The sequence below is a fragment of the Pseudarthrobacter ribosi genome (assembly GCF_055412865.1).
Genome location: NZ_JBVAYZ010000008.1, coordinates 80,757 through 104,811, shown reverse-complemented (window position 1 = coordinate 104,811; position 24,055 = coordinate 80,757). Strand labels below are relative to the sequence as shown.

22 protein-coding genes are annotated in these 24,055 nt (G+C 66.7%); 17 read left to right on the top strand and 5 right to left on the bottom strand.

The window, feature by feature from the left end:
* Window positions 1-19: 19 nt before the first annotated feature.
* The 5 genes from ACZYZ5_RS10780 (at window position 20) to ACZYZ5_RS10760 (ending at window position 3,955) form a co-directional block, all read left to right on the top strand.
* Window positions 20-1,285: an MFS transporter gene (locus ACZYZ5_RS10780; protein WP_463901806.1), complete on the top strand. Its 1,266-nt coding sequence runs from the start codon at window positions 20-22 to the stop codon at window positions 1,283-1,285.
* Window positions 1,286-1,387: 102 nt separating this feature from the next.
* Window positions 1,388-1,570, top strand: coding sequence for a hypothetical protein (locus tag ACZYZ5_RS10775; protein WP_463901693.1), 183 nt, complete (start codon window positions 1,388-1,390; stop codon window positions 1,568-1,570).
* Window positions 1,571-1,589: 19 nt separating this feature from the next.
* Window positions 1,590-1,970 carry a VOC family protein gene (locus ACZYZ5_RS10770; protein WP_463901691.1) on the top strand — a complete coding sequence of 127 codons (381 nt, stop codon included), beginning with the start codon at window positions 1,590-1,592 and terminating at the stop codon, window positions 1,968-1,970.
* A 187-nt stretch (window positions 1,971-2,157) separates the two neighbouring features.
* Complete coding sequence (locus ACZYZ5_RS10765) at window positions 2,158-2,466, top strand: hypothetical protein (RefSeq protein ID WP_463901689.1); 309 nt, start codon at window positions 2,158-2,160, stop codon at window positions 2,464-2,466.
* Between the two features lie 25 nt (window positions 2,467-2,491).
* Window positions 2,492-3,955, top strand: coding sequence for a protein adenylyltransferase SelO (locus ACZYZ5_RS10760; RefSeq protein ID WP_463901687.1), 1,464 nt, complete (start codon window positions 2,492-2,494; stop codon window positions 3,953-3,955).
* Window positions 3,956-4,031: 76 nt separating this feature from the next.
* Here the strand turns inward: ACZYZ5_RS10760 and ACZYZ5_RS10755 are convergent, their stop codons facing one another.
* On the bottom strand, window positions 4,032-5,042 hold the full coding sequence (locus ACZYZ5_RS10755; protein WP_463901685.1) for a LacI family DNA-binding transcriptional regulator: 1,011 nt from the start codon (window positions 5,040-5,042) through the stop codon (window positions 4,032-4,034).
* Between the two features lie 249 nt (window positions 5,043-5,291).
* Between ACZYZ5_RS10755 and ACZYZ5_RS10750 the strand changes: the two genes are divergently transcribed.
* From ACZYZ5_RS10750 to ACZYZ5_RS10710, 9 genes are all read left to right on the top strand, one after another.
* Entirely contained in the window at window positions 5,292-6,836 is a 1,545-nt protein-coding gene (locus ACZYZ5_RS10750) for a sugar ABC transporter ATP-binding protein (RefSeq protein ID WP_463901683.1), read from the top strand.
* Window positions 6,833-7,879, top strand: coding sequence for an ABC transporter permease (locus ACZYZ5_RS10745; protein ID WP_463901682.1), 1,047 nt, complete (start codon window positions 6,833-6,835; stop codon window positions 7,877-7,879). The genes ACZYZ5_RS10750 and ACZYZ5_RS10745 overlap by 4 nt, the downstream gene beginning before the upstream one ends.
* Complete coding sequence (locus ACZYZ5_RS10740; protein WP_463901681.1) at window positions 7,872-8,954, top strand: ABC transporter permease; 1,083 nt, start codon at window positions 7,872-7,874, stop codon at window positions 8,952-8,954. The genes ACZYZ5_RS10745 and ACZYZ5_RS10740 overlap by 8 nt, the downstream gene beginning before the upstream one ends.
* 77 nt (window positions 8,955-9,031) lie before the next feature.
* A complete protein-coding gene (gene rhaS, locus ACZYZ5_RS10735) occupies window positions 9,032-10,093 on the top strand; it encodes a rhamnose ABC transporter substrate-binding protein (protein ID WP_463901680.1) in 1,062 nt (353 codons plus the stop codon).
* A gap of 168 nt (window positions 10,094-10,261) precedes the next feature.
* Complete coding sequence (locus ACZYZ5_RS10730; protein WP_463901679.1) at window positions 10,262-11,710, top strand: arabinose isomerase; 1,449 nt, start codon at window positions 10,262-10,264, stop codon at window positions 11,708-11,710.
* Window positions 11,707-12,084: an L-rhamnose mutarotase gene (locus ACZYZ5_RS10725; protein WP_463901678.1), complete on the top strand. Its 378-nt coding sequence runs from the start codon at window positions 11,707-11,709 to the stop codon at window positions 12,082-12,084. Before ACZYZ5_RS10730 ends, ACZYZ5_RS10725 begins: the two co-directional genes overlap by 4 nt.
* Before the next feature lies 1 nt (window position 12,085).
* On the top strand, window positions 12,086-13,252 hold the full coding sequence (rhaI, locus tag ACZYZ5_RS10720) for an L-rhamnose isomerase (RefSeq protein ID WP_463901677.1): 1,167 nt from the start codon (window positions 12,086-12,088) through the stop codon (window positions 13,250-13,252).
* A gap of 4 nt (window positions 13,253-13,256) precedes the next feature.
* The gene (locus ACZYZ5_RS10715; protein ID WP_463901675.1) at window positions 13,257-15,293 is read left to right on the top strand and encodes a bifunctional aldolase/short-chain dehydrogenase; all 2,037 of its coding nucleotides are present in this window, start codon (window positions 13,257-13,259) and stop codon (window positions 15,291-15,293) included.
* Entirely contained in the window at window positions 15,290-16,786 is a 1,497-nt protein-coding gene (locus ACZYZ5_RS10710) for a rhamnulokinase (protein WP_463901673.1), read from the top strand. Before ACZYZ5_RS10715 ends, ACZYZ5_RS10710 begins: the two co-directional genes overlap by 4 nt.
* Here the strand turns inward: ACZYZ5_RS10710 and ACZYZ5_RS10705 are convergent.
* From ACZYZ5_RS10705 to ACZYZ5_RS10690, 4 genes are all read right to left on the bottom strand, one after another.
* Complete coding sequence (locus ACZYZ5_RS10705) at window positions 16,783-17,049, bottom strand: hypothetical protein (protein WP_463901671.1); 267 nt, start codon at window positions 17,047-17,049, stop codon at window positions 16,783-16,785. The two genes, ACZYZ5_RS10710 and ACZYZ5_RS10705, sit on opposite strands and share 4 nt — an antisense overlap.
* 97 nt (window positions 17,050-17,146) lie before the next feature.
* Window positions 17,147-18,823 (bottom strand): alkaline phosphatase D family protein, encoded by a 1,677-nt coding sequence (locus ACZYZ5_RS10700; protein ID WP_463901669.1) that lies wholly within the window; start codon window positions 18,821-18,823, stop codon window positions 17,147-17,149.
* A gap of 120 nt (window positions 18,824-18,943) precedes the next feature.
* Window positions 18,944-19,495 (bottom strand): M28 family peptidase, encoded by a 552-nt coding sequence (locus tag ACZYZ5_RS10695; protein WP_463901667.1) that lies wholly within the window; start codon window positions 19,493-19,495, stop codon window positions 18,944-18,946.
* A complete protein-coding gene (locus tag ACZYZ5_RS10690) occupies window positions 19,390-20,046 on the bottom strand; it encodes a M28 family peptidase (RefSeq protein WP_463901665.1) in 657 nt (218 codons plus the stop codon). The genes ACZYZ5_RS10695 and ACZYZ5_RS10690 overlap by 106 nt, the downstream gene beginning before the upstream one ends.
* A gap of 355 nt (window positions 20,047-20,401) precedes the next feature.
* Between ACZYZ5_RS10690 and ACZYZ5_RS10685 the strand changes: the two genes are divergently transcribed.
* From ACZYZ5_RS10685 to ACZYZ5_RS10675, 3 genes are all read left to right on the top strand, one after another.
* On the top strand, window positions 20,402-21,763 hold the full coding sequence (locus tag ACZYZ5_RS10685) for a hemolysin family protein (RefSeq protein ID WP_463901663.1): 1,362 nt from the start codon (window positions 20,402-20,404) through the stop codon (window positions 21,761-21,763).
* On the top strand, window positions 21,756-22,796 hold the full coding sequence (locus tag ACZYZ5_RS10680) for a hemolysin family protein (protein WP_463901661.1): 1,041 nt from the start codon (window positions 21,756-21,758) through the stop codon (window positions 22,794-22,796). Before ACZYZ5_RS10685 ends, ACZYZ5_RS10680 begins: the two co-directional genes overlap by 8 nt.
* Before the next feature lie 71 nt (window positions 22,797-22,867).
* Complete coding sequence (locus tag ACZYZ5_RS10675) at window positions 22,868-24,055, top strand: TerC family protein (RefSeq protein WP_463901659.1); 1,188 nt, start codon at window positions 22,868-22,870, stop codon at window positions 24,053-24,055.

The window sequence follows — 24,055 nt, the reverse complement described above, 5'->3', positions numbered from 1 at the left end:
CGACCGGGACGGCCCTCCGATGAACGCCGCCGCCCGCAAGATCCAGCGCATCTACCTCACGCTGACGCTGGGCAATACCCTCGCGGCCTCCTTCATCTGGGGGATCAATACGCTCTTCCTGTTGGATGCCGGTCTCAGCAACCTCGAGGCCTTTGCCGCGAACGCCTTCTTCACGGCCGGTATGGTCCTGTTCGAGGTGCCCACCGGGGTGGTTGCCGACGGGTGGGGGCGCCGCGTCTCGTTCCTGCTCGGCACCGTGACCCTGGCAGCCGCGACCTACCTCTACTACCTGCTCTGGCAGCTTTCCGCCCCGTTCTTGTGGTGGGCGGTGGTGTCGGTCTTGCTCGGTCTGGGATTCACGTTCTTCTCCGGCGCGGTCGAGGCGTGGCTCGTCGACGCGCTGCGCTTCTCGGGCTATGAAGGCGGGCTGGAGGCGGTACTCGGGCGCGGACTAATGGTCTCGGGCGTAGGGATGCTCGTCGGGTCGGTCGCCGGCGGTGTCATCGCGCAGGCCACCAACCTGGGCGTGCCGTTCCTGCTGCGCGTGGGTGTCCTGCTGGCGATGTTCGTCGTGGCCTTTGCCCTCATGCGCGACGTCGGATTCACCCCCGAACGTTCGACCCATCCTCTGCAGGCAACCCGCGCCGTCCTTTCCGCCTCTATCGAGAACGGCTTGAAAAACCCGCCCGTGCGCTACGTGATGCTGGCCGCGCCGTTCAGCGCCGGCGTCGGGTTCTACGTGTTCTATGCCCTCCAGCCGTACCTCCTTGAGCTCTTCGGCGACCCGCGCGCGTACTCCGTGGCGGGCCTGGCGGCGGCACTCGTGGCGGGAGCGGAAGTGCTCGGCGGTTGGCTGGCGCCGGGCATCCGTAACCTTGTCCGCAAACGCACGACGGTGCTGATTCTGAGCAGCATCATGAGTGCCATGATTCTGGTCGTCCTCGGGTTCACCCGGGTGTTCTGGGTGGCCCTCGTGCTGCTGGCGCTCTGGGCCGTGGTCTCCTCGGCGGGCACCCCGGTGCGGCAGGCCTACCTGAACGACATGATCTCCTCGAAGCAGCGGGCGACGGTGCTGAGCTTCGACTCGCTCATCAGCTCCAGCGGGGGCGTCGTGGTCCAGCCGGTCCTTGGCCGGGCGGCCGACGTGTACGGCTACCCTGCCTCGCTGGCGATCGGCGGCGTGATCGAGTTGATCGCCGTGCCGTTCCTGCTGGCGAGCCGCCGGCAGCGCCACCAATCCGACCAGGCCAGCGCCCCGACCAGCACCACGGAGGTCGAATCCTAGCCATCCTCACCGATGCCGTCACCCGCCACAGGCCACAAATTTCCTGCCGCGCCGGCAGTGATGTCGGACGGTCTTGACTCCCACGGCCCCGAGCCTCCGATTATGCGCATCAGCACCTGCGAGGAGCAGATCGGTGCGCCCATCGCTGATGCCGAGCATGGTGCTGACCCGGGAATCGAGGCCCGGGGCCGGCACGACGGGGCCGGGTACACCCAGTTTCCGGCGGACGTCTTTTTCATAGTGGATGGCAGCTGGGGTGACTTCCAGGAACCTGATCAACACTGATCAAAAGGGAGAAACAATCATGCTGAAAGATCTCGAAATCATCGCAGTCCTCCCCGCCAAGGACATCGTCCGGGCGAGCAACTACTACCGTGACGTGCTCGGGCTCGAGCCCGCCGACACCCTGGACGAGGAGAACCTGCTGTTCCGCTGCGGCAAGGGAACGGCATTCCTGCTCTACAAGACCGACAATGCCGGAACGGCGAAGAACACCCAGATGGGCTGGGTAACAGGCGACATCGACGCCGAGATGCAGGATCTGCGCGGCCGCGGCGTTGTGTTCGAGGAGTATGACTTCCCTGGTCTGAAGACCGAGAACGGGATCGCTCCGACTCCGGCAGGCAAGGTTGCGTGGTTCCTCGATAGCGAGGGCAACATTCTCAACGTCTCCGAAGGCCTGTAGCGCTGGAGCCCGGTAGCGCCGCCCCTGCATGATGCCGAGGCTTTGCGGGGACGGCGCAGCCTCACGCCCGGCAACAGCACCGACGCTGCGGACCCGGGCAGAAACTCTCTCCTGTCCGCCGTCTTACGTGGAGCGGCCTTCCGGGCCTACAGTTGGGCATGTACAGGCCGTCGACAGGAGTGCCCCAGTGATTACCCTGCAGATCGAACACCAGGTCCGGGACTTCGGCATGTGGAGGAGGGCCTTCGACAGCGACCCCCTGAACCGCGCCGCGTCGGGGGTGCGGTCGTACCGGATCTCGCGTCCCCTGGACCAGGAGGACTACGTGATGCTGGAGATGGATTTCGATACGCAGGCAGCTGCCGTGGATTTCCTGGGCCGGCTGCAGAACGACACCTGGAAGACCGGTGTGACTGCGCCGGCGCTGGTCGGAGAGCCGTCCACCAGGATCATCGAGACGGTCGCCATCGAGAACGTGTCCGCCCCGTCAAACTGAGGGTGCCGCAGGATATTCTGGGTGTATGACTGCCGCAGCCCCTTCAACCGTCGCCTTTGACGGACGCTTCGCCCGGGAGCTCGCGGAAATGGCCATACCCTGGCAGGCGGAGGAGGCACCGGACCCGAGACTCCTCGTGCTCAACGAGCCCCTGGCCGCCGAGCTGGGCTTGGACCCCGCCTATCTCCGTGATTCCGACGGGGTGCTTTTCCTGATCGGCAACCTGGTCCCCACCGGCGCCACTCCTGTGGCCCAGGCCTACACCGGCCACCAGTTCGGCTGGTTGGCCCCACGGCTCGGCGATGGCCGGGCGCTGCTGCTTGGCGAGATCACGGACACGGACGGCCAGCTGCGCGATGTCCACCTTAAGGGCTCCGGGCGCACGCCGTTCGCCCGCGGCGGCGACGGTTTGGCGACGGTCGGCCCGATGCTGCGGGAGTACATCGTGAGCGAAGCGATGCACGCCCTGGGCATCCCCACCACACGCTCCCTCGCGGTGGTGGCGACCGGCCGCGCGGTGCTGCGCGAAACCATGCTGCCAGGCGCCGTGCTCACACGGGTCGCCGCCAGCCACCTGCGCGTGGGCAGCTTCCAGTACGCCCGGGCCACGGGAGACCTCAACCTCCTTCGCCGCCTCGCCGACCATGCGATTGCCCGCCACCACCCCGGCGCCGCGGACGCCGAGCAGCCCTATCTCGCCCTATTCCAGGCAGTCGTCGCCGCACAGGCGTCGCCGGTGGCCCGGTGGATGCTTGTGGGATTCGTCCATGGCGTCATGAACACCGACAACATGACCATCTCCGGCGAGACCATCGACTACGGGCCTTGCGCCTTCCTGGACGCCTTCGACCCGGCCACGGTCTACAGCTCGATCGACGAGACCGGGCGCTACGCGTACCGCAACCAGCCGCTCATCGCGGAATGGAACCTCACGCGGCTCGCGGAGTCCCTGCTGCCCCTCCTCCACGAGGAGCAGGAGCAGGCGGTCGCCCAGGCACAAGAATCCCTCGCCGCGTTCCGCCGGCAGTACAGCGCGGAGTGGTCGGCCGGCATGGCGGCCAAACTCGGCCTGCCTGCCGGGTTCGACGACGGCGTGGCCTCGCCTCTCGTGGACGAGGTGCTCAGCCTTCTCCAGGCGGGCGGGGCTGACTACACCTCGTTCTTTCGGAGTCTTAGCACGGCCGCCCGGGGTGATACCGAACCGGTGCGGAGCCTGCTGCCTGATCCGTCAGCGTTCGATGCGTGGTTCGCGCGCTGGAGCGCCCTGAGTCCCGACGCCGACGCGATGGACCGGGTCAACCCCGCCTACATCCCGCGCAACCACCTGGTGGAGGAGGCCCTGGCCGCCGCCACGGGCGGCGATCTGGGTCCGCTCGCTCGCCTGCTGGACGCTGTGACCACGCCGTACGAGGAGCGCCCCGGCCTGGAGCGGTACGCCGCCGCCGCGCCCGAGGACTTCGGCGCCTACCGGACGTTCTGCGGAACCTGAGCCGTTGCCCTGTCGGGCGTCCTCGTGGCCGCAGGATCTGCGGCACCTACCCCCTCCCGGCCGGCGCCCGAGTCCGTCAGGCCTGGGTGGACTCCCGGACCACCAGTTCAGGGGGAAAGACGACCTGGCGCGGCACAAACCCGTTGTCCGGGTTGGCCTCGCGGAGTAGCAGCTCCAGGGCGGTCGATCCAATCAGGGCGCTGGGCTGCCGGATGGACGACAGGGGCACCACCGCGGCCGCGGCGAACTCGATATCGTCGTAGCCGATCAGCGCAATCTCCTGCGGCACCGGCACGCCGCCCATCAGCATTAGGCCCTGCAGGACACCCACCGCGAGCAGATCGTTGGCCGCGAAGATCGCATCGGGACGTTCCGCCGCGGGCCGGCGCCGGATGGCCTCACCGGCGGCACGGCCGGACAGGACGGTCAGCGACTCCGTCCCGATGACTTCCAGGCTGGCGCCGGGCGAGGCTTCGATGGCTTTGCGCGCACCGGACAGCCGGTCTGCCACCTGGCGGATGCTTTCCGGGCCGCCCACGAAGGCGATCCGCCGCCGGCCCACGGACAGCAGGTGCGCGACGGCCATTTCGCCGCCGGCCAGGTCGTCCACGGCGACCGAGGAGAAACTCAGGTTGTCCGTCTGCCGGTCCACCAGGACCGTGGGGATGCCCCGGCGGCGCAGCTGTTCCAGCCGGGGGATCACATTGCCGACGGGGGAGATCAGCACCCCGCGGACCCGCTGTTGTTCAAACAGATCCAGATAGGCCGCCTCCCGTCCCGGGTCCTCGTTGCTGTTGCCCACCAGGACAGTGAAATGTTCGGCAGCCGCCCGGTCCTCGGCTCCTCTGGCCAGATCGGTGAAAAAGGGGTTGGCGGCGTCGAGCACCACCAAGCCAACGCTGTGGCTCATGCCGGCGCGGAGCTGGCGGGCGGCGTCGTTGCGCACGAAGCCGAGTTTGTCGATCGCGGCCTGCACGCGGGAGGCGACCTGCGCGGACACCTTCTCCGGCCGGTTCAGCACGTTCGATACCGTCCCGACGGAGACGCCGGCCAGGGCCGCGACGTCTTTGACGCTGGCTGAAACCATGCCTGAGCTCCTGAATGCAGACGCTGCTGCCGCGGGGAGGGGCAAACAGGCGTACCGAAGTTGATGCCCTCAGGATACCTGCCACGGGCAGATTTTGAACCCTTTCATTGAAACGAATCAAATAATACCCGCCGGAGAATTCTGACGTCTCTTGACGACCTCCCTGCCGTGCTCCTATGATTCAAATCACGGTAACTCTGAAACGATTCATTATTGTGTTCACTCAGCCCCAAAGGTGCGGTTATTTTCATGCAGCAGACAGACAGTTCCCGATCCGGTGTCTCAGCGGACACCCCGGGGCCGGTACTTTCCCTTTCCCATGCGGCCAAGACCTTCGGGCCGGTGGTGGCGCTGGCCGACGGCACCATCGAAATCCGGGCCGGCGAAGTCCACGCGCTGGTCGGCGAGAACGGCGCCGGAAAGTCCACCCTCGTCAAGATCCTGGCCGGGCTGCACCACCCGGACTCCGGCGACTTCAGGGTCGGCGGGGAGAGCGTCCAGTTCCGCAACGTCGGTGAGAGCAAAGCCGCGGGGATCTCGGTCATCTACCAGGAACCCACACTCTTTCCGGACCTCAGCGTCGCGGAGAACATTTTCGTCGGACGCCAGCCCAAGGGCCGGTTCGGCCTGATCAGCAGGGCCGCCATGGTCCGGGAGGCCAGCAAGCTCTTCGACCGCCTCGGCGTCCCCATCGATCCGACCCGGATCGCCGAGGGCCTGTCCATCGCGGACCAGCAGATCATCGAAATCGCCAAGGCCATCTCGCTCGACGCCAAGGTGCTCGTGATGGACGAGCCGACCGCCGCGCTCAGCGGAGTGGAGGTGGAGCGGCTGTTCGCCGTCGCCCGCAGCCTCCGGGACAAGGGCACCGGGATCCTCTTCATCTCGCACCGCTTCGACGAGGTTTTTGATCTGTGCGACCGGATCACGGTCATGCGGGACGGCCGGTACATCTCCACGCACCGGACGACTGACGTCACCGTAGCGGAGATTGTCCGCGAGATGGTCGGCCGCGACATCGAGGCGCTCTTCCCCAAAACGGTTGCCGAGATCGGCGACACCGTCCTGAAGGTCGACGGCCTCAGCCGGGCCGGGGTCTTCAACGACATCAGCTTCGAGGTCCGGTCCGGGGAGATCGTGGCCCTGGCCGGCCTGGTGGGCGCCGGCCGCACGGAGGTCGCGCGCGCCGTCTTCGGCATCGACCCCTACGACGCCGGTGAGATCAGCTTCAAGGGCAGCAAACTCAAACCGCGCGATCCGCAGGCGGCCATCACCGCGGGTATGGGATTCGTCCCCGAAGACCGCCGCAAGCAGGGCCTGGTCATGAACCTCTCCGTGGCCCGCAACGTCACGCTCACGCTGCGCAACCAGCTGGCAACCGCGGGCCTGATCAACGGCGCCGCCGAACGCCGTGCCGCCCAGGACTGGAGCAAGCGGCTCCAGGTCAAGGCCGGATCGCCGGAACACGCTGTCTCCACCCTCTCCGGCGGAAACCAGCAGAAAGTGGTGCTCGCCAAATGGCTGGCCACCGACCCGCAGCTCCTGATCATCGACGAACCCACCCGCGGGATCGACGTCGGGACCAAGAGCGAGGTCCACCGGCTCATTTCCGACCTGGCGGGGCGGGGGATCGCCATCCTCATGATCTCCTCCGAACTGCCCGAAGTCCTCGGCATGGCGGACCGGGTCCTGGTCATGCGCGAAGGGCGGATCACCGCCGAACTGGACCGCGTCGTGGCCAGCCCTGAATCCGTCATGCACGCCGCAACATCTTCCGCTGGAGGAACCCTGTGAGCTCAGCTCTGGACCACAAGAAGCCAACGACGGCGGCGCCCGCCGGCAGCGCCCGTGGCGCCCTGGCCTCCGTTTTAAGGTTGCGGGAACTGCCCGTGATCATCGCGCTGGTGCTGCTGGTGCTCGTCACCTACCTGATCAACCCGTTGTTCCTCACGCCTCAGGGCGTCAAGGACCTGCTGCTGAATGCCACCATCGTGATGATCCTGGCGGTCGGGCAGACCCTGCTGATCATCACCCGGAACATCGACCTGTCCGTCGGGTCGATGCTGGGGCTGGTGGCCTTCGGCACCGGCTCCATCTTCGCCGCCATGCCCGATATTCCGATTTTTGCGGTGTTCGTCATTGGCATGGCATTCGGCGCCTTGCTCGGGGCGATCAACGGCGTCCTGGTGACCGCAGCAAAAGTGCCCGCCCTCGTCATCACCCTTGGAACCCTGTACGTTTTCCGCGGCCTGAACAACGCCTGGGCGGGCGGGAAACAGTACTTCGCCGGGGACCGGCCGGACGCCTTCGGCGCCCTCTCGGTGGACACCGTGCTGGGGTTCCCCATCATTACACTGCTGGCCATCCTGGTCGTCGCCGCAGTGGCGGTCTACATGGCCGGCACCCGTCCGGGACGCGACCTCTACGCCATCGGTTCGGATCCGGACGCGGCCACCGCCTTCGGCATCAAGGTGTCCAAGCGCGTGCTCCTCGCCTTCCTGGCCAACGGCGCCCTGGCGGGGCTGGCCGGCGTGCTCTACGCCAGCCGCTTCAACTCCGTCGGCGCCACCACCGGCACGGGTATGGAACTGGCCGTCGTGGCCGCCGCCGTCGTCGGGGGAGTGGCCATCTTCGGCGGCAGCGGAACGGTGACCGGAGCCGCCCTCGGCGCGCTGCTGCTCACCACCATCACCAGCTCCCTGACCGCCCTGCGCGTCGACAAATTCTGGCAACAAGCCATCGTCGGCGTGCTGATCCTCACGGCCATCATCATCGACCGCGTGGCAAGCCTGCGCACTGCCAAGAAACTGCGGATAAGCGAGGCACGTAATGTCTGAATCCACATCGACAACCGGCACTGCACCGGCTCCGGTGGCTGACAGCACCAAGCCGCTGGCCTCCGAACCCAAGGGCCGGACTGGCGCCGCGCGGATCCTGGCAGGCCGGGACGCCATCACGATCTATGCCCTGCTGGCGTTCCTCGTCTACGCGGCCATCGCCATCCCGCGTTTCGCCTCACCCATCACCACTGGATTCCTGCTCTTGGACGTCATCCCGGTCCTGCTGATCGCCATGCCGATGACCCTGATCATCATCACCGGGGAAATCGACCTTTCCGTGGCGAGTATTGCCGGACTGACCAGCGCGCTGATGGGTGTGCTTTGGGCAGGCGGCATGGACATCTGGCTGGTCCTGGCGATCAGCCTGCTGGCCGGGATCGCGGCCGGCATGTTCAACGGCTTCCTGATCGCTGTCCTTGGGCTGCCCTCCCTGGCGGTCACGATCGGCACCCTCGCGCTCTTCCGGGGACTGGCCCTGGTGACCATCGGCGACAACGCCGTGGCCAACTTCCCGAAACCCCTAACGGCTTTCTTCACCTCCAAGCTGGGGGGCACAGGCATCCCCACCGTCATGATCGGCGTCGTGGCCGTCGTTGTCTTCTTCGGCGTCCTGCTGCACTTCACGCCCTTTGGCCGCGGGCTGTTCGCCATCGGCTACAGCAAGGAAGCGGCCAGCTTTGTCGGCATCAAGGTGGCCCGCAGCAAGTTCTGGCTCTACTTGGCATCCGGTGCAGTCTCGGCCCTGGCCGGGATCTACTGGACGCTGCGCTACACGAGCGCCCGCAGCGACAACGCGTCCGGCCTGGAACTGGCCGTCATCGCCGCCGTCCTGCTGGGCGGCGTCTCCATCTTCGGCGGCAAGGGATCCATCCCCGGCGTGATCGCCGGCGTCCTGCTGATCGGAACCCTCAATTACGCCCTCCGGCTGGCCCGGGTGTCCGACGTCGTGCTCATCACCGTGACCGGGCTGCTGCTGATTGTCTCCGTCGTGGCACCCAGCGTCGGATCCGCGATCAAACAATGGCGCCACACCAGACGGGTCCGTCGAAGTTTCACCGGCAGCTCCAGCTGAAAATTTCGCCCACTGCACCACCCGCCGCGTCCAGAACGGACCGGCGGCACCGACCGCACGAGGAAAAGGGAAGAACAATGATGTTGAACCGCAAGAGCACAGGCCAGAACGGCCGTTTGGCGGGCATGGTGGCCATTGCGGCCGCCGCCGCGCTAGCCCTGACCGCCTGCAATAGCGGCTCGGGATCCACCGGTGGCAGCAGCCCCGCCGCGGGTGGGGACCTGAAGATCACCTTCATCCCCAAGCAGCTCAACAACCCCTACACCGACGTTGTCCTGGGCGGCGGCGAGAAGGGCGCCACCGAAGCGGGCTTCGCCTCCTCCCAGGTCGTCGGGCCGCTCGAGGCCTCCGCGTCCAGCCAGGTCTCCTTCATCAACGCCGAGACCCAGGCCGGCACCAACGTCATTGCGATCGCCGCCAACGATCCCGACGCCGTCTGCACGGCGCTCGGCGAGGCCCGGACCGCCGGAGCCAAGATCGTCGCGTTCGACTCGGACGCCAACCCGGACTGCCGCGACGTCTTCATCAGCCAGGTGGTGGCCAAGGAAGTGGCGCTGATCCAGACCAAGCTGATCTCCGAGCAGATCGGCGGCAGCGGCGAAATCGCCATCCTGTCGGCCACGGCGAACGCCACGAACCAGAACGAGTGGATCAAGTTCATGGAGGAGGAGCTGGCGTCCAACCCCGCCTACAAGGACATCAAACTCGTGGCCAAGGTCTACGGCGACGACAACGACACCAAGTCCTTCCAGGAAGCCCAGGGCCTCCTGCAGGCCCACCCGGACCTGAAGGGCATCATTTCACCGACCACCGTCGGCATTGCGGCCACCGCCCGGTACCTCTCCACCTCCGAGTACAAGGGCAAAGTCGCCCTCACCGGACTGGGGCTGCCCAATGAAATGCGCCCCTTCGTCAAGGACGGAACCGTGAAGGAATTCGCCCTCTGGGATCCGGCCCAGCTGGGCTACGTTGCCGCCTTCGCCGGCAAGGCGCTCACCGACGGCAAGATGACCGGCGCCGAAGGGGACACCTTCACCGCCGGCGAGCTGGGCGAACGCAAGGTCGAAAGGGGCGGCGTCGTGATCGTCGGACCGCCCACGGTCTTCAACGCCGAGAACATCGACAAGTACGACTTCTGAGCCGCCGCCTCTGAGCCCTCCGATCTGAGCCGCCGGGCAGGCTGGTGACAGCCTGCCCGGTGACACACCGCACCGCCCCTCCCGCACCGCCCGTGCTGCACCGCCCCCTCAGGGAGCGGACGCACTGAGCCCCATGAGTTCCTTTTCCATGCCGGAAGGCCCCCTCACATGAACCAGAAACAACCGGATGCGCGGCTGCTCCTACCGCACCGCCGCCGGCCCACCCGCATCGGATTGGTCTCCGGCGGCCTCGGTGCCTACTGGCCCCAGTTTCCCGGGCTGCTGCCGCAGCTGCAGGAGTCCGTCCGCTACGTGACGGGCCGCTTCGAGGCCCTCGACGCCGACGTCGTCGACACCGGCTTCATCTCGGATGCGCAGGAAGCAGCCGCGGCCGGCGAAAAGCTGCGCGTCGCCGACTGCGACCTCATCGTCATCTTTCTCACTACGTACCTGACCTCGTCCATGGTGCTGCCGATCGCCCAGCGCGCCAAAACCCCGGTCCTGGTGATCGACCTGCAGCCCACCGAGGCCATGGACCACGCCAACTTCGACACCGGAAAATGGCTGGCCTACTGCGGCCAGTGCCCGGTCCCCGAGGTCGCCAACGTCTTCCGCCGGGCCGGCATCGAGTTCCGCTCCGTCTCCGGGCACCTCAAACAGGAATCCGCCTGGGCCCGCATCACCCAGTGGGTGCACGCCGCCGCCGTCCGCGCCCGCCTGCGCAACGCCCGGCACGGCCTGATGGGCCACCTGTATCCGGGCATGCTGGACGTCGCCACCGACCTCACCACCGTCTCAACGACGTTCGGCTCCCATGTGGAGGTGCTGGAATTCGATGACCTCCGGGAACGGGTGCACGCGGTCACCGCGGCAGAGGTCGCAGAACGGCTCGACCTGGCCCGGCAGCTGTTTGCCCTCGACGGTTCCGTGAACGACGAGGACTTCGCCTGGGGCGCCAAAGTCTCCGTCGGCCTGGACCGGCTCGTGGAGGACTTCGACCTGGACTCGGTGGCCTACTACCACCGCGGCCTCGCCGGCGAACAGCACGAACGCCTCGGCGCCGGGATGATCCTCGGATCCTCCATCCTCACGGCCCGGGGCATCCCGATGGCCGGCGAGTTCGAACTGCGGACCTCCATCGCCATGCTCGCCGCGCAGGCAATCGGTGCCGGCGGATCGTTCACCGAAATCCAGGCCCTGAACTTCTTCGACAACGTGGTGGAAATGGGCCACGACGGTCCCGCCCATCTGGCTGTCTCGGCGCAACAGCCGCTGCTGCGCGGCCTGGGCGTCTTCCACGGCAAGCGCGGCTGGGGAGTGTCGGTCGAATTCGACGTCCGGCCCGGCCCGGTCACCACGTTCGGGCTCGGCCAGGACCCGGACGGCAGCTACGTGTTCATCACCTCCGAAGGGGAAGTCGTGCCCGGCCCGCTCCTGGCGATCGGCAACACGACCTCGCGGGTGGACTTCGGCGGTGACCCGGGACTCTGGGTGGACCAGTGGAGCCAGACCGGCATCGGCCACCACTGGGCACTCTGCCTCGGACACCGCGGCGCCGACATCAAGGCAGCCGCGTCCCTGCTGGGCATCGAGCACCGGCAGGTGGTCCTGTCATGAGCACCCGGCGCGTCTGCTTCCAGCTCCAGGTCAAACCCGGACTCATCGCCGAATACACGGCCCGCCACGCCGCCGTGTGGCCGGACATGCTCCAGGCCCTGAAGTCCGCCGGCTGGAACAACTACTCACTCTTCCTCCGCCCCGACGGGCTGCTGATCGGCTACTTCGAAACCGAGAACCTCAAGGAAGCCCAGGCCCGGATGGCAGCCACGGACGTCAACGCCCGCTGGCAGGCCGAGATGTCCGGATTTTTCGAAGACCTGGACGGGACCCCCGATGCGGGGTTCCTCCAGCTGACCGAAGTATTCAACCTCGAGGACCAGCTGGCCGCCGCCGCGTCAGCCCTCACCCGGTCCAAGTCCCTAGGAGACTGACATGTCTATCCCAACCGACGTCTTAACCACGCTCGAACATCAGAGCATCGAACTGCCGTCCTGGGCGTTCGGCAACTCCGGCACCCGCTTCAAGGTCTTCGCCACACCGGGAACCCCCCGCACCATCGAGGAAAAGCTGGCCGACGCCGCCCAGGTCAACGCACTGACGGGGCTGGCCCCCTCGGTTGCCCTGCACATCCCCTGGGACAAAGTCGACGACTACGCCGCGCTGTCGGACTATGCGTCCGGCCTGGGCGTCAAGCTCGGGACGATCAACAGCAACACCTTCCAGGACGATGACTACAAGTTCGGCAGCCTCACCCACAGCGATCCCGCCGTGCGCCAGAAGGCCGTGGACCACATGTACGAGTGCCTTGAAGTAATGAACATGACCGGCTCGCAGGATCTGAAGATCTGGCTGGCCGACGGCACCAACTACCCGGGACAGGGCAACATGCGGGCCCGCCAGGACTGGCTGGCCGAATCCCTGCGGAAGGTCTACGACCGCCTCGGCGAGGACCAGCGGATGGTGCTGGAGTACAAGTTCTTCGAACCGGCGTTCTATCACACCGACGTCCCGGACTGGGGCACCTCCTACGTGCACTGCGCCGCCCTGGGCGAGAAGGCCAAGGTCTGCCTGGACACCGGACACCACGCGCCGGGAACCAATATCGAGTTCATCGTCGCGCAGCTCCTGCGCCTGGGCAAGCTCGGTTCCTTCGACTTCAACTCCCGCTTCTACGCCGATGATGACCTGATTGTGGGGGCCGCGGATCCGTTCCAGCTCTTCCGCATCATGCACGAGGTCATCCGCGGGGGCGGGCTTGAGCCGGCCGCCGGCGTGGCGTTCATGCTGGACCAGTGCCACAACATCGAAGGGAAGATCCCCGGCCAGATCCGTTCCGTGCTCAACGTCCAGGAAATGACGGCGCGGGCCCTCCTCGTCGATACTGCCGCCCTCGAGGCCGCGCAATACGCGGGCGATGTCCTCGCGGCCAACGCGGTCCTGATGGACGCGTTCTACACCGACGTCCGCCCCGGACTGGCGGAATGGCGCGAATCGCGGGGCCTGCCCGCCGACCCGCTGGCAGCCTTCGCCGCCAGCGGATACCAGGAAAAGATCAATGCCGACCGCCAGGGCGGCCACCAGGCCGGATGGGGAGCCTAAGACCATGACCAATGCAACCGTGAAACAGCTCGTCGCCCGTTCCAACCGCCTCGGCGCGGACAAGCGGAACACCAACTACGCCGGCGGCAACACCTCCGCCAAAGGCACCGCAAAGGACCCTGTCACCGGCGAGGACGTGCAGCTGCTGTGGGTCAAGGGCTCCGGCGGTGACCTGGGCACGCTGACCGAATCCGGGCTCGCGGTCCTCCGCCTGGACCGCCTGCAGGCCCTGAAAGAGGTCTACCCCGGCGTCGACCGGGAAGATGAGATGGTGGCCGCGTTCGATTACTGCCTGCACGGCAAGGGCGGGGCCGCGCCCTCGATCGACACCGCCATGCACGGCCTGGTCGACGCCGCCCATGTGGACCACCTCCACCCGGACGCGGGCATCGCGATCGCCACGGCTGCCGACGGCGAGGCGCTGACCGCCAGGATCTTCGGCGACAAGGTGGCCTGGGTGCCGTGGCGCCGTCCCGGGTTCCAGCTGGGCCTGGACATCGCCGCGATCAAGGACGCCAACCCGCAGGCCGTCGGCACCATCCTGGGCGGCCACGGCACCACCGCCTGGGGCGCCACCAGTGAGGAGGCCGAAACGAACTCGCTGTGGATCATCGAGCAGGCCGAAAAGTACATCGCGGAACATGGCCGGCCCGAACCCTTCGGACCGAAGCTTCCCGGCTACGGCGCCCTGCCGGAGGCCGCGCGGCGGGCCAAGGCGGCCGCGCTGGCGCCGGTGATCCGCGGGCTGGCCTCCAGTGACAAACCGGTCGTCGGGCACTTCAGCGACGATGCCGCCGTCCTGGACTTCCTGGAAGGGGCCGAACACCCGCGCCTCGGCGCGCTGGGCACCTCCTGCCCGGACCATTTCCTGCGCACCAAGGTCAAGCCGCTGGTCCTGGACCTGCCGGCGGAGTCCTCGATCGAGGACTCCGTTACCCGGCTGAAGGAACTCCATGCCGCCTACCGGGAGGACTACCAGGGGTACTACGACCGCCACGCGACCGCGGATTCACCGGCCCTGCGCGGCGCGGACCCGGCCATCGTCCTGGTCCCTGGGGTGGGCATGTTCTCCTACGGCAAGGACAAGCAGACCGCCCGGGTCGCCGGGGAGTACTACCTCAACGCGATCAACGTGATGCGCGGCGCGGAGGCCATCTCCACTTACGCTCCGATCGAGGAAGCTGAGAAGTTCCGGATCGAATACTGGGCGCTGGAGGAGGCCAAGCTGGCCCGGCTGCCCCAGCCGAAGTCCCACGCCACCCGGATCGCGCTGGTGACCGGGGCGGCGTCAGGCATCGGCAAGGCTATCGCCACCCGCCTCGCGGCCGAGGGCGCGTGCGTGGTCATCGCGGACCTGAACCTGGACACCGCCCGGGCTGCCGCGGCCGAGCTCGGCGGCTCCGACGTCGCCGTCGGAATCCAGGCCGATGTCACCGACGAGGCTCAGGTCGTCGCCGCGGTGAACGCCGCGGTGCTGGCCTTCGGCGGCCTGGACCTGGTGGTCAACAACGCCGGGCTGTCCATCTCCAAGCCGCTGCTGGAAACCACCGAGCAGGACTGGGACCTCCAGCACAACGTCATGGCCAAGGGCTCCTTCCTGGTCTCCAAGGCCGCCGCGAGGGTCCTCATCGACCAGGGCATGGGCGGGGACATCGTCTACATCTCCTCAAAGAACTCCGTCTTCGCCGGCCCGAACAACATCGCCTACTCCGCCACCAAAGCGGACCAGGCGCACCAGGTCCGGCTGCTCGCGGCGGAACTGGGCGAGCACGGCATCCGGGTCAACGGGATCAACCCCGACGGCGTCGTCCGCGGCTCCGGGATCTTCGCCGGCGGCTGGGGCGCCAAACGCGCCGCCGTGTACGGCGTCGACGAGCAGGACCTGGGCAAGTACTACGCCCAGCGGACCCTCCTCAAGCGCGAGGTCCTGCCGGAAAACGTGGCCAACGCCGTGGCAGTCCTCACCGGCAGCGAACTCTCGCACACCACCGGACTGCACATCCCGGTGGACGCCGGCGTCGCCACCGCCTTCCTCCGATGACCACCGCGCCCTCCCCGGCCGGCGGAGTGTTCGCCGCGGTCGATATCGGAGCGTCCTCCGGCCGAGTGATTCTGGGACGTATCACCCGCGGCGGCGGGACCCCGGGTGTGGTGCTGGAGACGGTCCACCGGTTCCCCAACGGGGTGGTGGAATCCGGCGGCCTGCGCTGGGACTTCAGCGCACTGTTCGCCGAGGTGCTCACCGGGCTGGCGGCCGCCGCGAGCAGCGCGGCGGCGCAGGGGGAACGGATCACCAGCATCGGGATCGACACCTGGGCCGTGGACTACGGGCGGGTGAACACCGCCGGCGAGCTGGTGGCTCAGCCCTTCAGCTACCGGGATGACCGGAGCCGCGGTGCCGTGGCGAAGGTCCACCGGCGGCTCGATCCGGAACGCCTGTACGCCACTACCGGGCTGCAGTTCCTGGAGTTCAACACGATCTACCAGCTCGCCAGCGAACCGGGCCTCCACAGCCTCCAGGCCCTGCTCATTCCGGACCTGATCGCCTTCCTCCTCACCGGCCAGCGCCGGACCGAGGCCACAAACGCCTCCACCACGGGACTCTTCGACGCCGTCGCGGGGGAGTGGGCCACGGAATTCCTGACCGCCCTGGAACTGCCGCCGGACCTGTTCCCGCCGCTGATCCGGCCCGGCGCAAAAATCGGCACCCTGCTGCCGGCCATTGCCGCCACCACCGCGCTGCCGGAGGCGACCGCGGTGGTGGCGGTCGGCTCGCACGACACCGCCTCGGCCGTGGTCGCCGTCCCCGCGGAGACGGAGGACTTCGCCTATATCTCCTCGGGCACGTGGTCCCTGGTGGGTGTGGAACTCCGGCACCCTGTCCTCACCGAGGCGAGCCGGCTGGCGAACTTCACCAATGAACGCGGCGTCGACGGCACCATCCGCTACCTGCGCAATGCCGGCGGACTCTGGCTCCTCAGCGAATGCCAGCGCACGTGGGCTGCCCAGGGCCTCGCCGTTTCCCTGACGGAGCTGCTCGACGGCGCCGCGGCCTTGCCGGCCGGGGGACCCCTGATCAACGCCGACGATCCGGCTTTCACGGCGCCGGACAACATGCCCGCGCGGATCCGCGAAGCCGCTCACCGGGCCGGGGCCGTCGTTCCGGACGAGCCCGCGGCGGTCGTCCGCTGCATCCTGGACAGCCTCGCGGCCGGTTACGCCTGGACCATCCGCGACGCCGAACGGCTCGCCGATAGGACGGTCGGCGTCGTCCATATTGTTGGTGGCGGCTCGCAAAACCGGCTCCTGTGCCAGCTCACCGCCGATGCCACCGGCAAACCGGTCATTGCGGGTCCTGTTGAAGCGACCGCCCTCGGCAACGTGCTGGTCCAGGCCCGCGCCGCGGGTGAACTGTCAGGAGGGCTCGCGGACCTGAGGAAGATCGTCGCCGTCGGCACAGCCCTGGAGCGGTACGAGCCGGCCGGGCCGCGGGAAGAGCCGCTGCTGTCGCCACCCGCTGCCCATCAGGGCTAAGGCTCCAGGCACACCGTGAGGTCGAGGTAGATGCCGTTGGTGACCAGGCGGTCGGCCAGGAACTTGGCGAGGCCCGCCTCGGTCGCGGTGTGCTCGCTTTTCGCGATCGCACCCCGCAGGCAGGCCATCGTCGCCGTGGACTTGACGGTGGACAGCGGTGCACGGTGGTCGGATACCAGCCGCTCAATGTCCGTCTGGAAGGCACGCTGGTGGCCTTCCCTCGCGGTGGCGAGCAGGGTGAAGGGTACAAAAGCAGTCGGCACGAAGAGTCCTTTTCTGGCGGCGGCCCCGTGGCCGTCCAATGAGAACAAGTCTTCGAGGGTTCCGGCTATTCCGCGAACTGGTGTCCTGAGTCCTAGCTCACCCGGCGGGCTCCCCGGCCCGCCGGGGAGCCACCGTGACGGAAGAGACGAGTTTCAGTCGGGGATGCAGCTCGTCATCGCCGTCCACGACGCCTGTCTGCCACCACAATTTCAGCCCTTCCGGGGCCACCTCCAGGCAGGCCAGGTTGTTGTCGAACCAGGGCCCCTTGACGCCGGACCAGCGAAACGGCGGGTCCGGGACTTTGGCCGAGCGCGCTACCAGAGCGCCTACCGGTGTGGCCAGGCCATAGGACATGATGGCCGCGAAGGACCGCATCAGCCGGGGCAGCGGGTTGCGGATGGGGGAGCAGACGGCCTGCACGATCCGGCTACCCGAGGAGCGCTCCACTTCCGAAACGTAGGAATAATGGACGTCTCCGGAGAGAAAAGCGATGGTTTCCGGTGCCTGGCCTCGTTTGCCGTCGGCTATCTCTGTCACCATGGCCGCCACTTCCCCGAAGCTGTTCTGGAAGGCGCCCCAATGTTCCAGGTCCACGGCCTGGCGCAGCTTTTCGCCGGCACGGGCGGCACGTTTCCCCCACGCACCTTGGGAAATGGCCTCATTCCAGGATTCGACGTAGTGCAGGCCCATCGGCAGCAGGAAAGGCAGCGACGTCGCCACCAGCAGGTGACGGAAACCGCCGCGCATCCGTCCGTCGAGCCAGGCCGTTTCCGCTGCGTCCACCAGGGCGCGGTCGTCCGGCGTCAGGTCCCGGGCGGCCCGGGAATCCACCACAATCAGCCGGGTGTCCCCGAAATCCCGGCAGAAGCTCCACCGGTACGATCCCGGGTCCTGATCGGCGCGGTCCGCGAAACTGTCCAGTTCGGCGCTCACGTCGATCTCATCCTCGCCCACGTGTCCGGCGATCCGCCGCCAGATGGCGTCCCCGGCCCGCTCCTGCGGTGACAGGTTCCCCAGGTGCTGATAGACCCAGTACGAGGCCAGGCCCGCGACAATCCGCCCATGCCACCAGGAGGTGGCCTCCATCTCCTTCTTCCAGCTGAGCGAGGTGTTCCAGTCGTCGCGGATGTCGTGGTCATCGAAAATCATGGCGCTGGGCAGGGTGGAGAGCAGCCACCTGTTCGCGGGGTCCGACCAGGCCAAATTGTAGAGGTGGGCGTATTCCTCATAGTCCTTGAGCTCCTCGCCGGGCGGTTCATCGATGTCCCGCCGGGCGCGGATGAACTCCTGCATCTGCTCGCTGGTTACGTCGGCGTACACCTGGTCACCGAGGAAAGCCACCAGGTCCGGCCACGGCGAATGATCGCCGGAGGCCATCTTCAGTGCGTACGCCCGCAGCGAGTCGACGCCGTGGGTCCGGTTGCCGGACTTATCGTGCGGCACACTGGTCCGGCAGGAGCCGAAGGCCATCCGCAGCGGCTTGCCGGTCTCAAGCGTCGCGATCATGGACGGCGGGAACTCCGATGCGGGATCCGGCCAGACCTGGCTTCCGTTGACGTCGAGGGTGTACGGCGTCACTGTGCCAGGCTCCAGCCCGTCCAGTTCCACCAGGGCATAGTGGTGGCCGTGAACGGCGAAGGTGGGGGTTACCCAGTCCCGGCCGCCCGCGCGAAGGGTGACCCGGGCAGCAGTCCGGGTCTCCACCCAGACGCTCGCCGAGGTCTCATCCACGTACCGCATCATCGGGCCGAGCACCAGGGGTGAGGTAGTCATGACTCAGTTCTACCTGCTCGGCACCGGTGCGGCCATGCCTTGGCGGCAAGTGATCCGGCGAGCGGCTGCTTTTCGTGATCGTGCAGGGCCGGCCGCCGTGACTATCCGGGGGCCGGGAAATCACCCCCGCGGGGCCATGGCGTAGGTGGCGGTGGCGTAGGCCAGGGCCGCGGACATCTCCGTGAGCAGGTCCGCGTTGGTGTTGCTGATGGTGTCGCAGGCCTTGTGATAGCAGGAATCGAGGTCCTTGCCTGCCACACCGCCGTAGGCCCGCATCTGTGCCTGGGTCTTGGATTCCTCGTCGCCGGTGAACAGCCCGCCGCCGGGAATGCCGGCCCGCAGGAACGGTTCGTAATCTGAGTCGTCGCCTTCGAAGGGTGTGGTTTCCGCCGGCAGCGAAGTGTCCTCGAAGAACCGGAAGAGGACATCCTCGATCTGCTTGGAACCGGCCGGCCCGGCCTCCTCGAAATCCGACCCGTCGCCGTCGTGAATGGACCTAACGCCGTTCGGCGAGGCCGCCATGTCCACATTCAGGTAGAGCGCCGTCCGGCGGACGTCGGCCGCGCTCAGTTCGTCGACGTAATGCCGCGAACCGTCGAGGTCATCCTCTTCGGCGGCCCAGAATGCGAACCGGACCCGGTTTGCCGCTGCATCCCGGTCTCCTTCATCCACCGTGCGGTTTCCAGCACTGCCGCGACGCCGCTGCCGTTGTCGTTGATTCCCGGCCCCTTACGCACGGAGTCCAGGTGGCCGCCCACCACTATGGTGTTCTCGGCACTGCCCTCCGTGTCGGCGAGAATGTTGAAGGTCTCCACCCGCTCGTCGTCGCGCCGGTAGGTGAACGTCTGCCGGACCGGAGTGTACCCGGCAGCGCGCAATTGGTCTTCGACGTATCTGGCGGAGTCCTCATAGCCCGAGGTGCCGGAAGCGCGGTTGCCGTTATTCTCATCAGCGACGCGTTGCAAGGCCTCCAGATGTGCCACCACGCCCCGGCCCCTGAAGGACTCCAGCACCGTTCGTGCGGCGACTGCAGCGGCGGGGCCCAGCCGTGGAGCAGCCGCGCTGGGATCGGCGGATGACGCGCCGCTGCCGGGGCCGCTGGTCACTTCTTCGGGCAGGAAGTCCGGCCGGGAGCCGGCCGCGGAATCGGACGTACAGGCGGTCGCCGACAGCAGGAGCACGGCCAGGACCGAAGGAAGAACGTGCCTGCGCAGAGTCAACATGCTCGGAAACCCGTCGTTAGTCGGTTTCAGCTCGGGTGGTCGAAACGCTCGCCACTGATCGTCGGTAGGCCGCGGTCATCATTGAGTCCGCGGATACAACTATCAGTTGCGACTGTTCTTGTGGATCCGGCTGTATCTTCAATAGCCCTTACCTGTGAAAATGCTGTGCGAATCGCTTGACGCCGTCGCCCGGCAAGGATGACCGGATGACGGGTTCGCCTGCGGCGGATCGCTGCGCGGCGTCACGGCCGGGCGGATAGACTGGCACGCACCATGGATGACCCTCCCTCACATATGCCCTCGCCCCTCGTCTTCCTGACCGGAATACCGGCCATCGCAGGAGAGGGGCACCCGAATGTATGAATGGATCATGATCGGCGTCGGCCTCGTCCTGACAGTCGGCACGGGGATGTTCGTTGCCTCCGAATTCGCCCTGGTCAACCTGGACCGCAACGACCTTGAAGCCCGCCAGGCGCGCGGTGAAAAACGGCTGGCGCCGACCATTGAGGCCCTCAAGATCACGTCGACGCACCTCTCCGGCGCGCAGCTCGGCATCACGTTGACCACCCTGCTGACCGGGTACACGTTCGAGCCGGCCCTCAGCAAAATGCTCAGCGGACCGTTGAGCAGCGCCGGTGTCCCCGAGGCATTTGTCCCCGGCGTGGGGGCCGTCATCGGCATCTTCCTGGCCACGATTTTCTCCATGGTGATTGGCGAACTCGTCCCCAAGAACTTCGCCCTGGCGCTGCCGCTGGCCACGGCAAAAATGGTGGTTCCGTTCCAGACGCTGTTCACTACGGTATTCAAGCCCGTGATTGTCCTGTTCAACAACACGGCCAATTCCATCATCAGGTCGTTCGGCATTGACCCCAAGGAAGAGCTCTCCGGCGCACGCAGCGCCGAGGAGTTGAGCTCCCTGGTTCGCCGCTCCGCGCTCGAAGGCGTCCTCGACCTGGACCACGCTGCCCTGCTGCACCGGACACTGCGGTTCTCCGACCACAGCGCCGCCGACGTGATGACCCCGCGGGTGCGGATGGCGACGATCGGAGCCGACGACACGGCCGAGCAGATCGTCAGCCTGGCGACCGCCACCGGCTATTCGCGCTTCCCGGTGATCGGCCGGGACCGGGACGACGTCATCGGTGTGCTGCACGTCAAACAAGCCTTCGCAGTGGCCCTCGACGACCGATCGGGAGTCTCGGCATCCGACCTGATGATCGAGCTGCTGCGGGTGCCTGAGTCCATGGGCGTCGACACCCTTCTGGGTCTCCTGCGCTGGCAGGGCCTGCAGGTGGCGATCGTCTCGGACGAGCATGGCGGCACCGCCGGCATCGTCACGCTCGAGGACCTGGTGGAGGAAATCGTCGGGGAACTCGAAGATGAGCACGACCGTGCCCGCACCGGCGTCGTGCGGGTGGGCCGTTCGCTGACTTTTGATGCCTCCCTCCGGCCGGATGAACTCCTGGACCGGACCGGCATCTCCGTCCCGGACGGCGAGGAGTACGACACGATGGCCGGGTTCGTCACGGACCGGCTGGACCGGATCCCCGAACTCGGCGACGAGGCGGCCATCCACGGCGGGACCCTGCGGGTGGAACGCGTGGTCGGGACGCACGTCGAGCGGCTCCGGTTTACCCCGGATGAATCCACGGATCCCCCGCAGAGCGCCCATGACCGGATCATCGACAATCTGACGCGGGAGCTGACCCATGAGTGAATATCTGCCAGGCATCATCTGGCTCGTCGTCCTGCTGGCCGTCAATGCCTTCTTTGTCGGTGCTGAATTTGCCGTCATCTCCGCCCGGCGTTCGCAGATCGAGCCGAAGGCCGAGGCCGGAAGCAAGGCCGCCAAGACCACCCTCTGGGCGATGGAGCACGCCACCCTGATGCTGGCGACCAGCCAACTGGGCATCACGGTGTGTTCCCTGGTCATCCTGAACGTCTCGGAACCGGCGATCCACCACCTGCTGGAGATCCCCCTGGGCCTGACCTCCCTGTCGGCCGAGACGATCGGCATCGTCGCGTTCGTCGTCGCCCTGCTGCTGGTGACCTTCCTGCACGTGGTGTTCGGCGAGATGGTGCCGAAGAACATTTCCTTCTCCGTTCCGACGCGGGCGGCGCTACTCCTGGCCCCGCCGCTGGTGCTCGTGGCCCGGGTCTTCAAACCGGTCATCTGGACCCTGAACGGCATCGCCAACTCGATCCTGCGGCTCTTCAAAGTTGAGCCCAAGGACGAGGCCACCAGCGCCTACACGCTGGACGAGGTCGCGAACATCGTGGAGCAGTCCACCCGGGACGGGATGCTGACGGACACCAGCGGGACCCTGACCGCGGCCTTCGAGTTCACGGCCAAGACGGTCGCCGACGTGGAAGTGCCGATCGATTCGATGGTGCTGCTGCCCTCGACGGCCACCCCGGCTGACATCCAACGTGCGGTCGCGGCGCACGGCTATTCCCGTTACATCCTCACGGACGACGACGGCGCCCCCTCCGGCTACCTGCACCTCAAGGACGTCATGGACCTCACGACGCCGGCCGCGTTCAGCGACGCGGTGCCCGCCAAGCGGATCCGGAAGCTGGCCTCCGCCTTCAGCGGCAGCGAACTCGAGGACGCGCTGGCCGTGATGCGCCGCACGGGAGCCCACGTGGCCAGAGTATTTGACGCCCATGGGACAACAACTGGAGTGCTGTTCCTCGAGGACATCATTGAGGAACTCGTCGGCGAGGTGCAGGATGCCACCAGCGCTTAAACTTCTCATACCACCTGAATTGCCGACTGAACCGGACCCGCGGGCCGGATCCTAGACGGAAGTTGAGCACCATGACCGTTTCCCCCCTTGTCTGGGCCATCACCATTGCCGTGATCCTGGCCTTGCTGGCTTTCGACTACTTTTTCCACATCCGCAAGGCCCATGTGCCCACGCTCAAGGAGGCCGCCGCGTGGTCGGCTCTCTACGTGGGCCTGGCTGTCGTCTTCGGTGTCCTGGTGTGGATTTTCGGCGGCAGCGAGATGGGATCGGAGTACTTCGCCGGCTACATCACGGAGAAGGCGCTCTCGGTCGACAACCTCTTTGTTTTCCTGATCATCATCGCGAGCTTCCGGGTGCCCCGCGAAGATCAGCAGAAGGTGCTGCTCTTCGGCATCATCTTCTCGCTGATCGCCCGCACCGGATTCATCTTCCTCGGCGCCGCGCTCATCAATTCCTTCGCGTGGGTTTTCTATATCTTCGGACTGATTCTGCTGATCACCGCGGGCAACCTGCTCCGGCCGGACGCCCACGGCGAGGACCAGGCCGATAATTTCATGATCCGGATCGCCAGGAAGTTCTTCCACACCACGGACCACTATGACGGGGACAAGCTCTTCACCATCCAGGACGGCAAGAAGGCGCTGACGCCGATGCTGCTGGTCATGGTGGCCATCGGGGGAACCGACATACTGTTTGCCCTGGATTCAATCCCGGCGATCTTCGGGCTGACCCAGAACGTGTACATCGTCTTCACCGCCACGGCGTTTTCCCTCATGGGTCTGCGCCAGCTGTACTTCCTGATCGACGGGCTCCTGGACCGCCTCATCTACCTTGCGTACGGTCTGGCGGTCATCCTTGCCTTCATCGGCGTCAAGCTGGTGCTCCACGCCCTGCATGAGAACAACCTGCCGTTCATCAACGGCGGCCAGCCGGTTCCCGTCATCGAGATCACCACGGCCACCTCCCTGGCCGTCATCGTTGGGGTGCTGGTCCTGACCGTGGTGGCGTCGCTGCTGAGCAAGGCCGGCAAAGCCCAGACCTCCATCAACAATGCGCGCCGGCATGCCGTCAATTACCTTGACCTGGAATACACGGCTGACTCGTCCGAACGTGAGCGGATATACCGGATGCTGACCGATGAAGAGTCACAGATTCTGGCCATGGATCCGAAGTACCGGAACAAGGCCAAGGACATTGACAAGATCCGGGCGCTGGTCGCGGAAGCGCACCGGCAGCACGAGGAATACCTCGCACGTTAG

What these genes read in the sequence shown, in the direction of transcription:
- ACZYZ5_RS10690 (WP_463901665.1), bottom strand. Translation starts at nt 20,046, where the DNA reads ATGTTGACTCTGCGCAGGCACGTTCTTCCTTCGGTCCTGGCCGTGCTC.
- ACZYZ5_RS10675 (WP_463901659.1), top strand. Translation starts at nt 22,868, where the DNA reads ATGACCGTTTCCCCCCTTGTCTGGGCCATCACCATTGCCGTGATCCTG.
- ACZYZ5_RS10685 (WP_463901663.1), top strand. Translation starts at nt 20,402, where the DNA reads ATGTATGAATGGATCATGATCGGCGTCGGCCTCGTCCTGACAGTCGGC.
- rhaS (WP_463901680.1), top strand. Translation starts at nt 9,032, where the DNA reads ATGATGTTGAACCGCAAGAGCACAGGCCAGAACGGCCGTTTGGCGGGC.
- ACZYZ5_RS10680 (WP_463901661.1), top strand. Translation starts at nt 21,756, where the DNA reads ATGAGTGAATATCTGCCAGGCATCATCTGGCTCGTCGTCCTGCTGGCC.
- ACZYZ5_RS10710 (WP_463901673.1), top strand. Translation starts at nt 15,290, where the DNA reads ATGACCACCGCGCCCTCCCCGGCCGGCGGAGTGTTCGCCGCGGTCGAT.
- ACZYZ5_RS10700 (WP_463901669.1), bottom strand. Translation starts at nt 18,823, where the DNA reads ATGACTACCTCACCCCTGGTGCTCGGCCCGATGATGCGGTACGTGGAT.
- ACZYZ5_RS10770 (WP_463901691.1), top strand. Translation starts at nt 1,590, where the DNA reads ATGCTGAAAGATCTCGAAATCATCGCAGTCCTCCCCGCCAAGGACATC.
- ACZYZ5_RS10740 (WP_463901681.1), top strand. Translation starts at nt 7,872, where the DNA reads ATGTCTGAATCCACATCGACAACCGGCACTGCACCGGCTCCGGTGGCT.
- ACZYZ5_RS10730 (WP_463901679.1), top strand. Translation starts at nt 10,262, where the DNA reads ATGAACCAGAAACAACCGGATGCGCGGCTGCTCCTACCGCACCGCCGC.
- ACZYZ5_RS10715 (WP_463901675.1), top strand. Translation starts at nt 13,257, where the DNA reads ATGACCAATGCAACCGTGAAACAGCTCGTCGCCCGTTCCAACCGCCTC.
- ACZYZ5_RS10775 (WP_463901693.1), top strand. Translation starts at nt 1,388, where the DNA reads ATGCGCATCAGCACCTGCGAGGAGCAGATCGGTGCGCCCATCGCTGAT.
- ACZYZ5_RS10760 (WP_463901687.1), top strand. Translation starts at nt 2,492, where the DNA reads ATGACTGCCGCAGCCCCTTCAACCGTCGCCTTTGACGGACGCTTCGCC.
- rhaI (WP_463901677.1), top strand. Translation starts at nt 12,086, where the DNA reads ATGTCTATCCCAACCGACGTCTTAACCACGCTCGAACATCAGAGCATC.
- ACZYZ5_RS10750 (WP_463901683.1), top strand. Translation starts at nt 5,292, where the DNA reads ATGCAGCAGACAGACAGTTCCCGATCCGGTGTCTCAGCGGACACCCCG.
- ACZYZ5_RS10755 (WP_463901685.1), bottom strand. Translation starts at nt 5,042, where the DNA reads ATGGTTTCAGCCAGCGTCAAAGACGTCGCGGCCCTGGCCGGCGTCTCC.
- ACZYZ5_RS10780 (WP_463901806.1), top strand. Translation starts at nt 20, where the DNA reads ATGAACGCCGCCGCCCGCAAGATCCAGCGCATCTACCTCACGCTGACG.
- ACZYZ5_RS10725 (WP_463901678.1), top strand. Translation starts at nt 11,707, where the DNA reads ATGAGCACCCGGCGCGTCTGCTTCCAGCTCCAGGTCAAACCCGGACTC.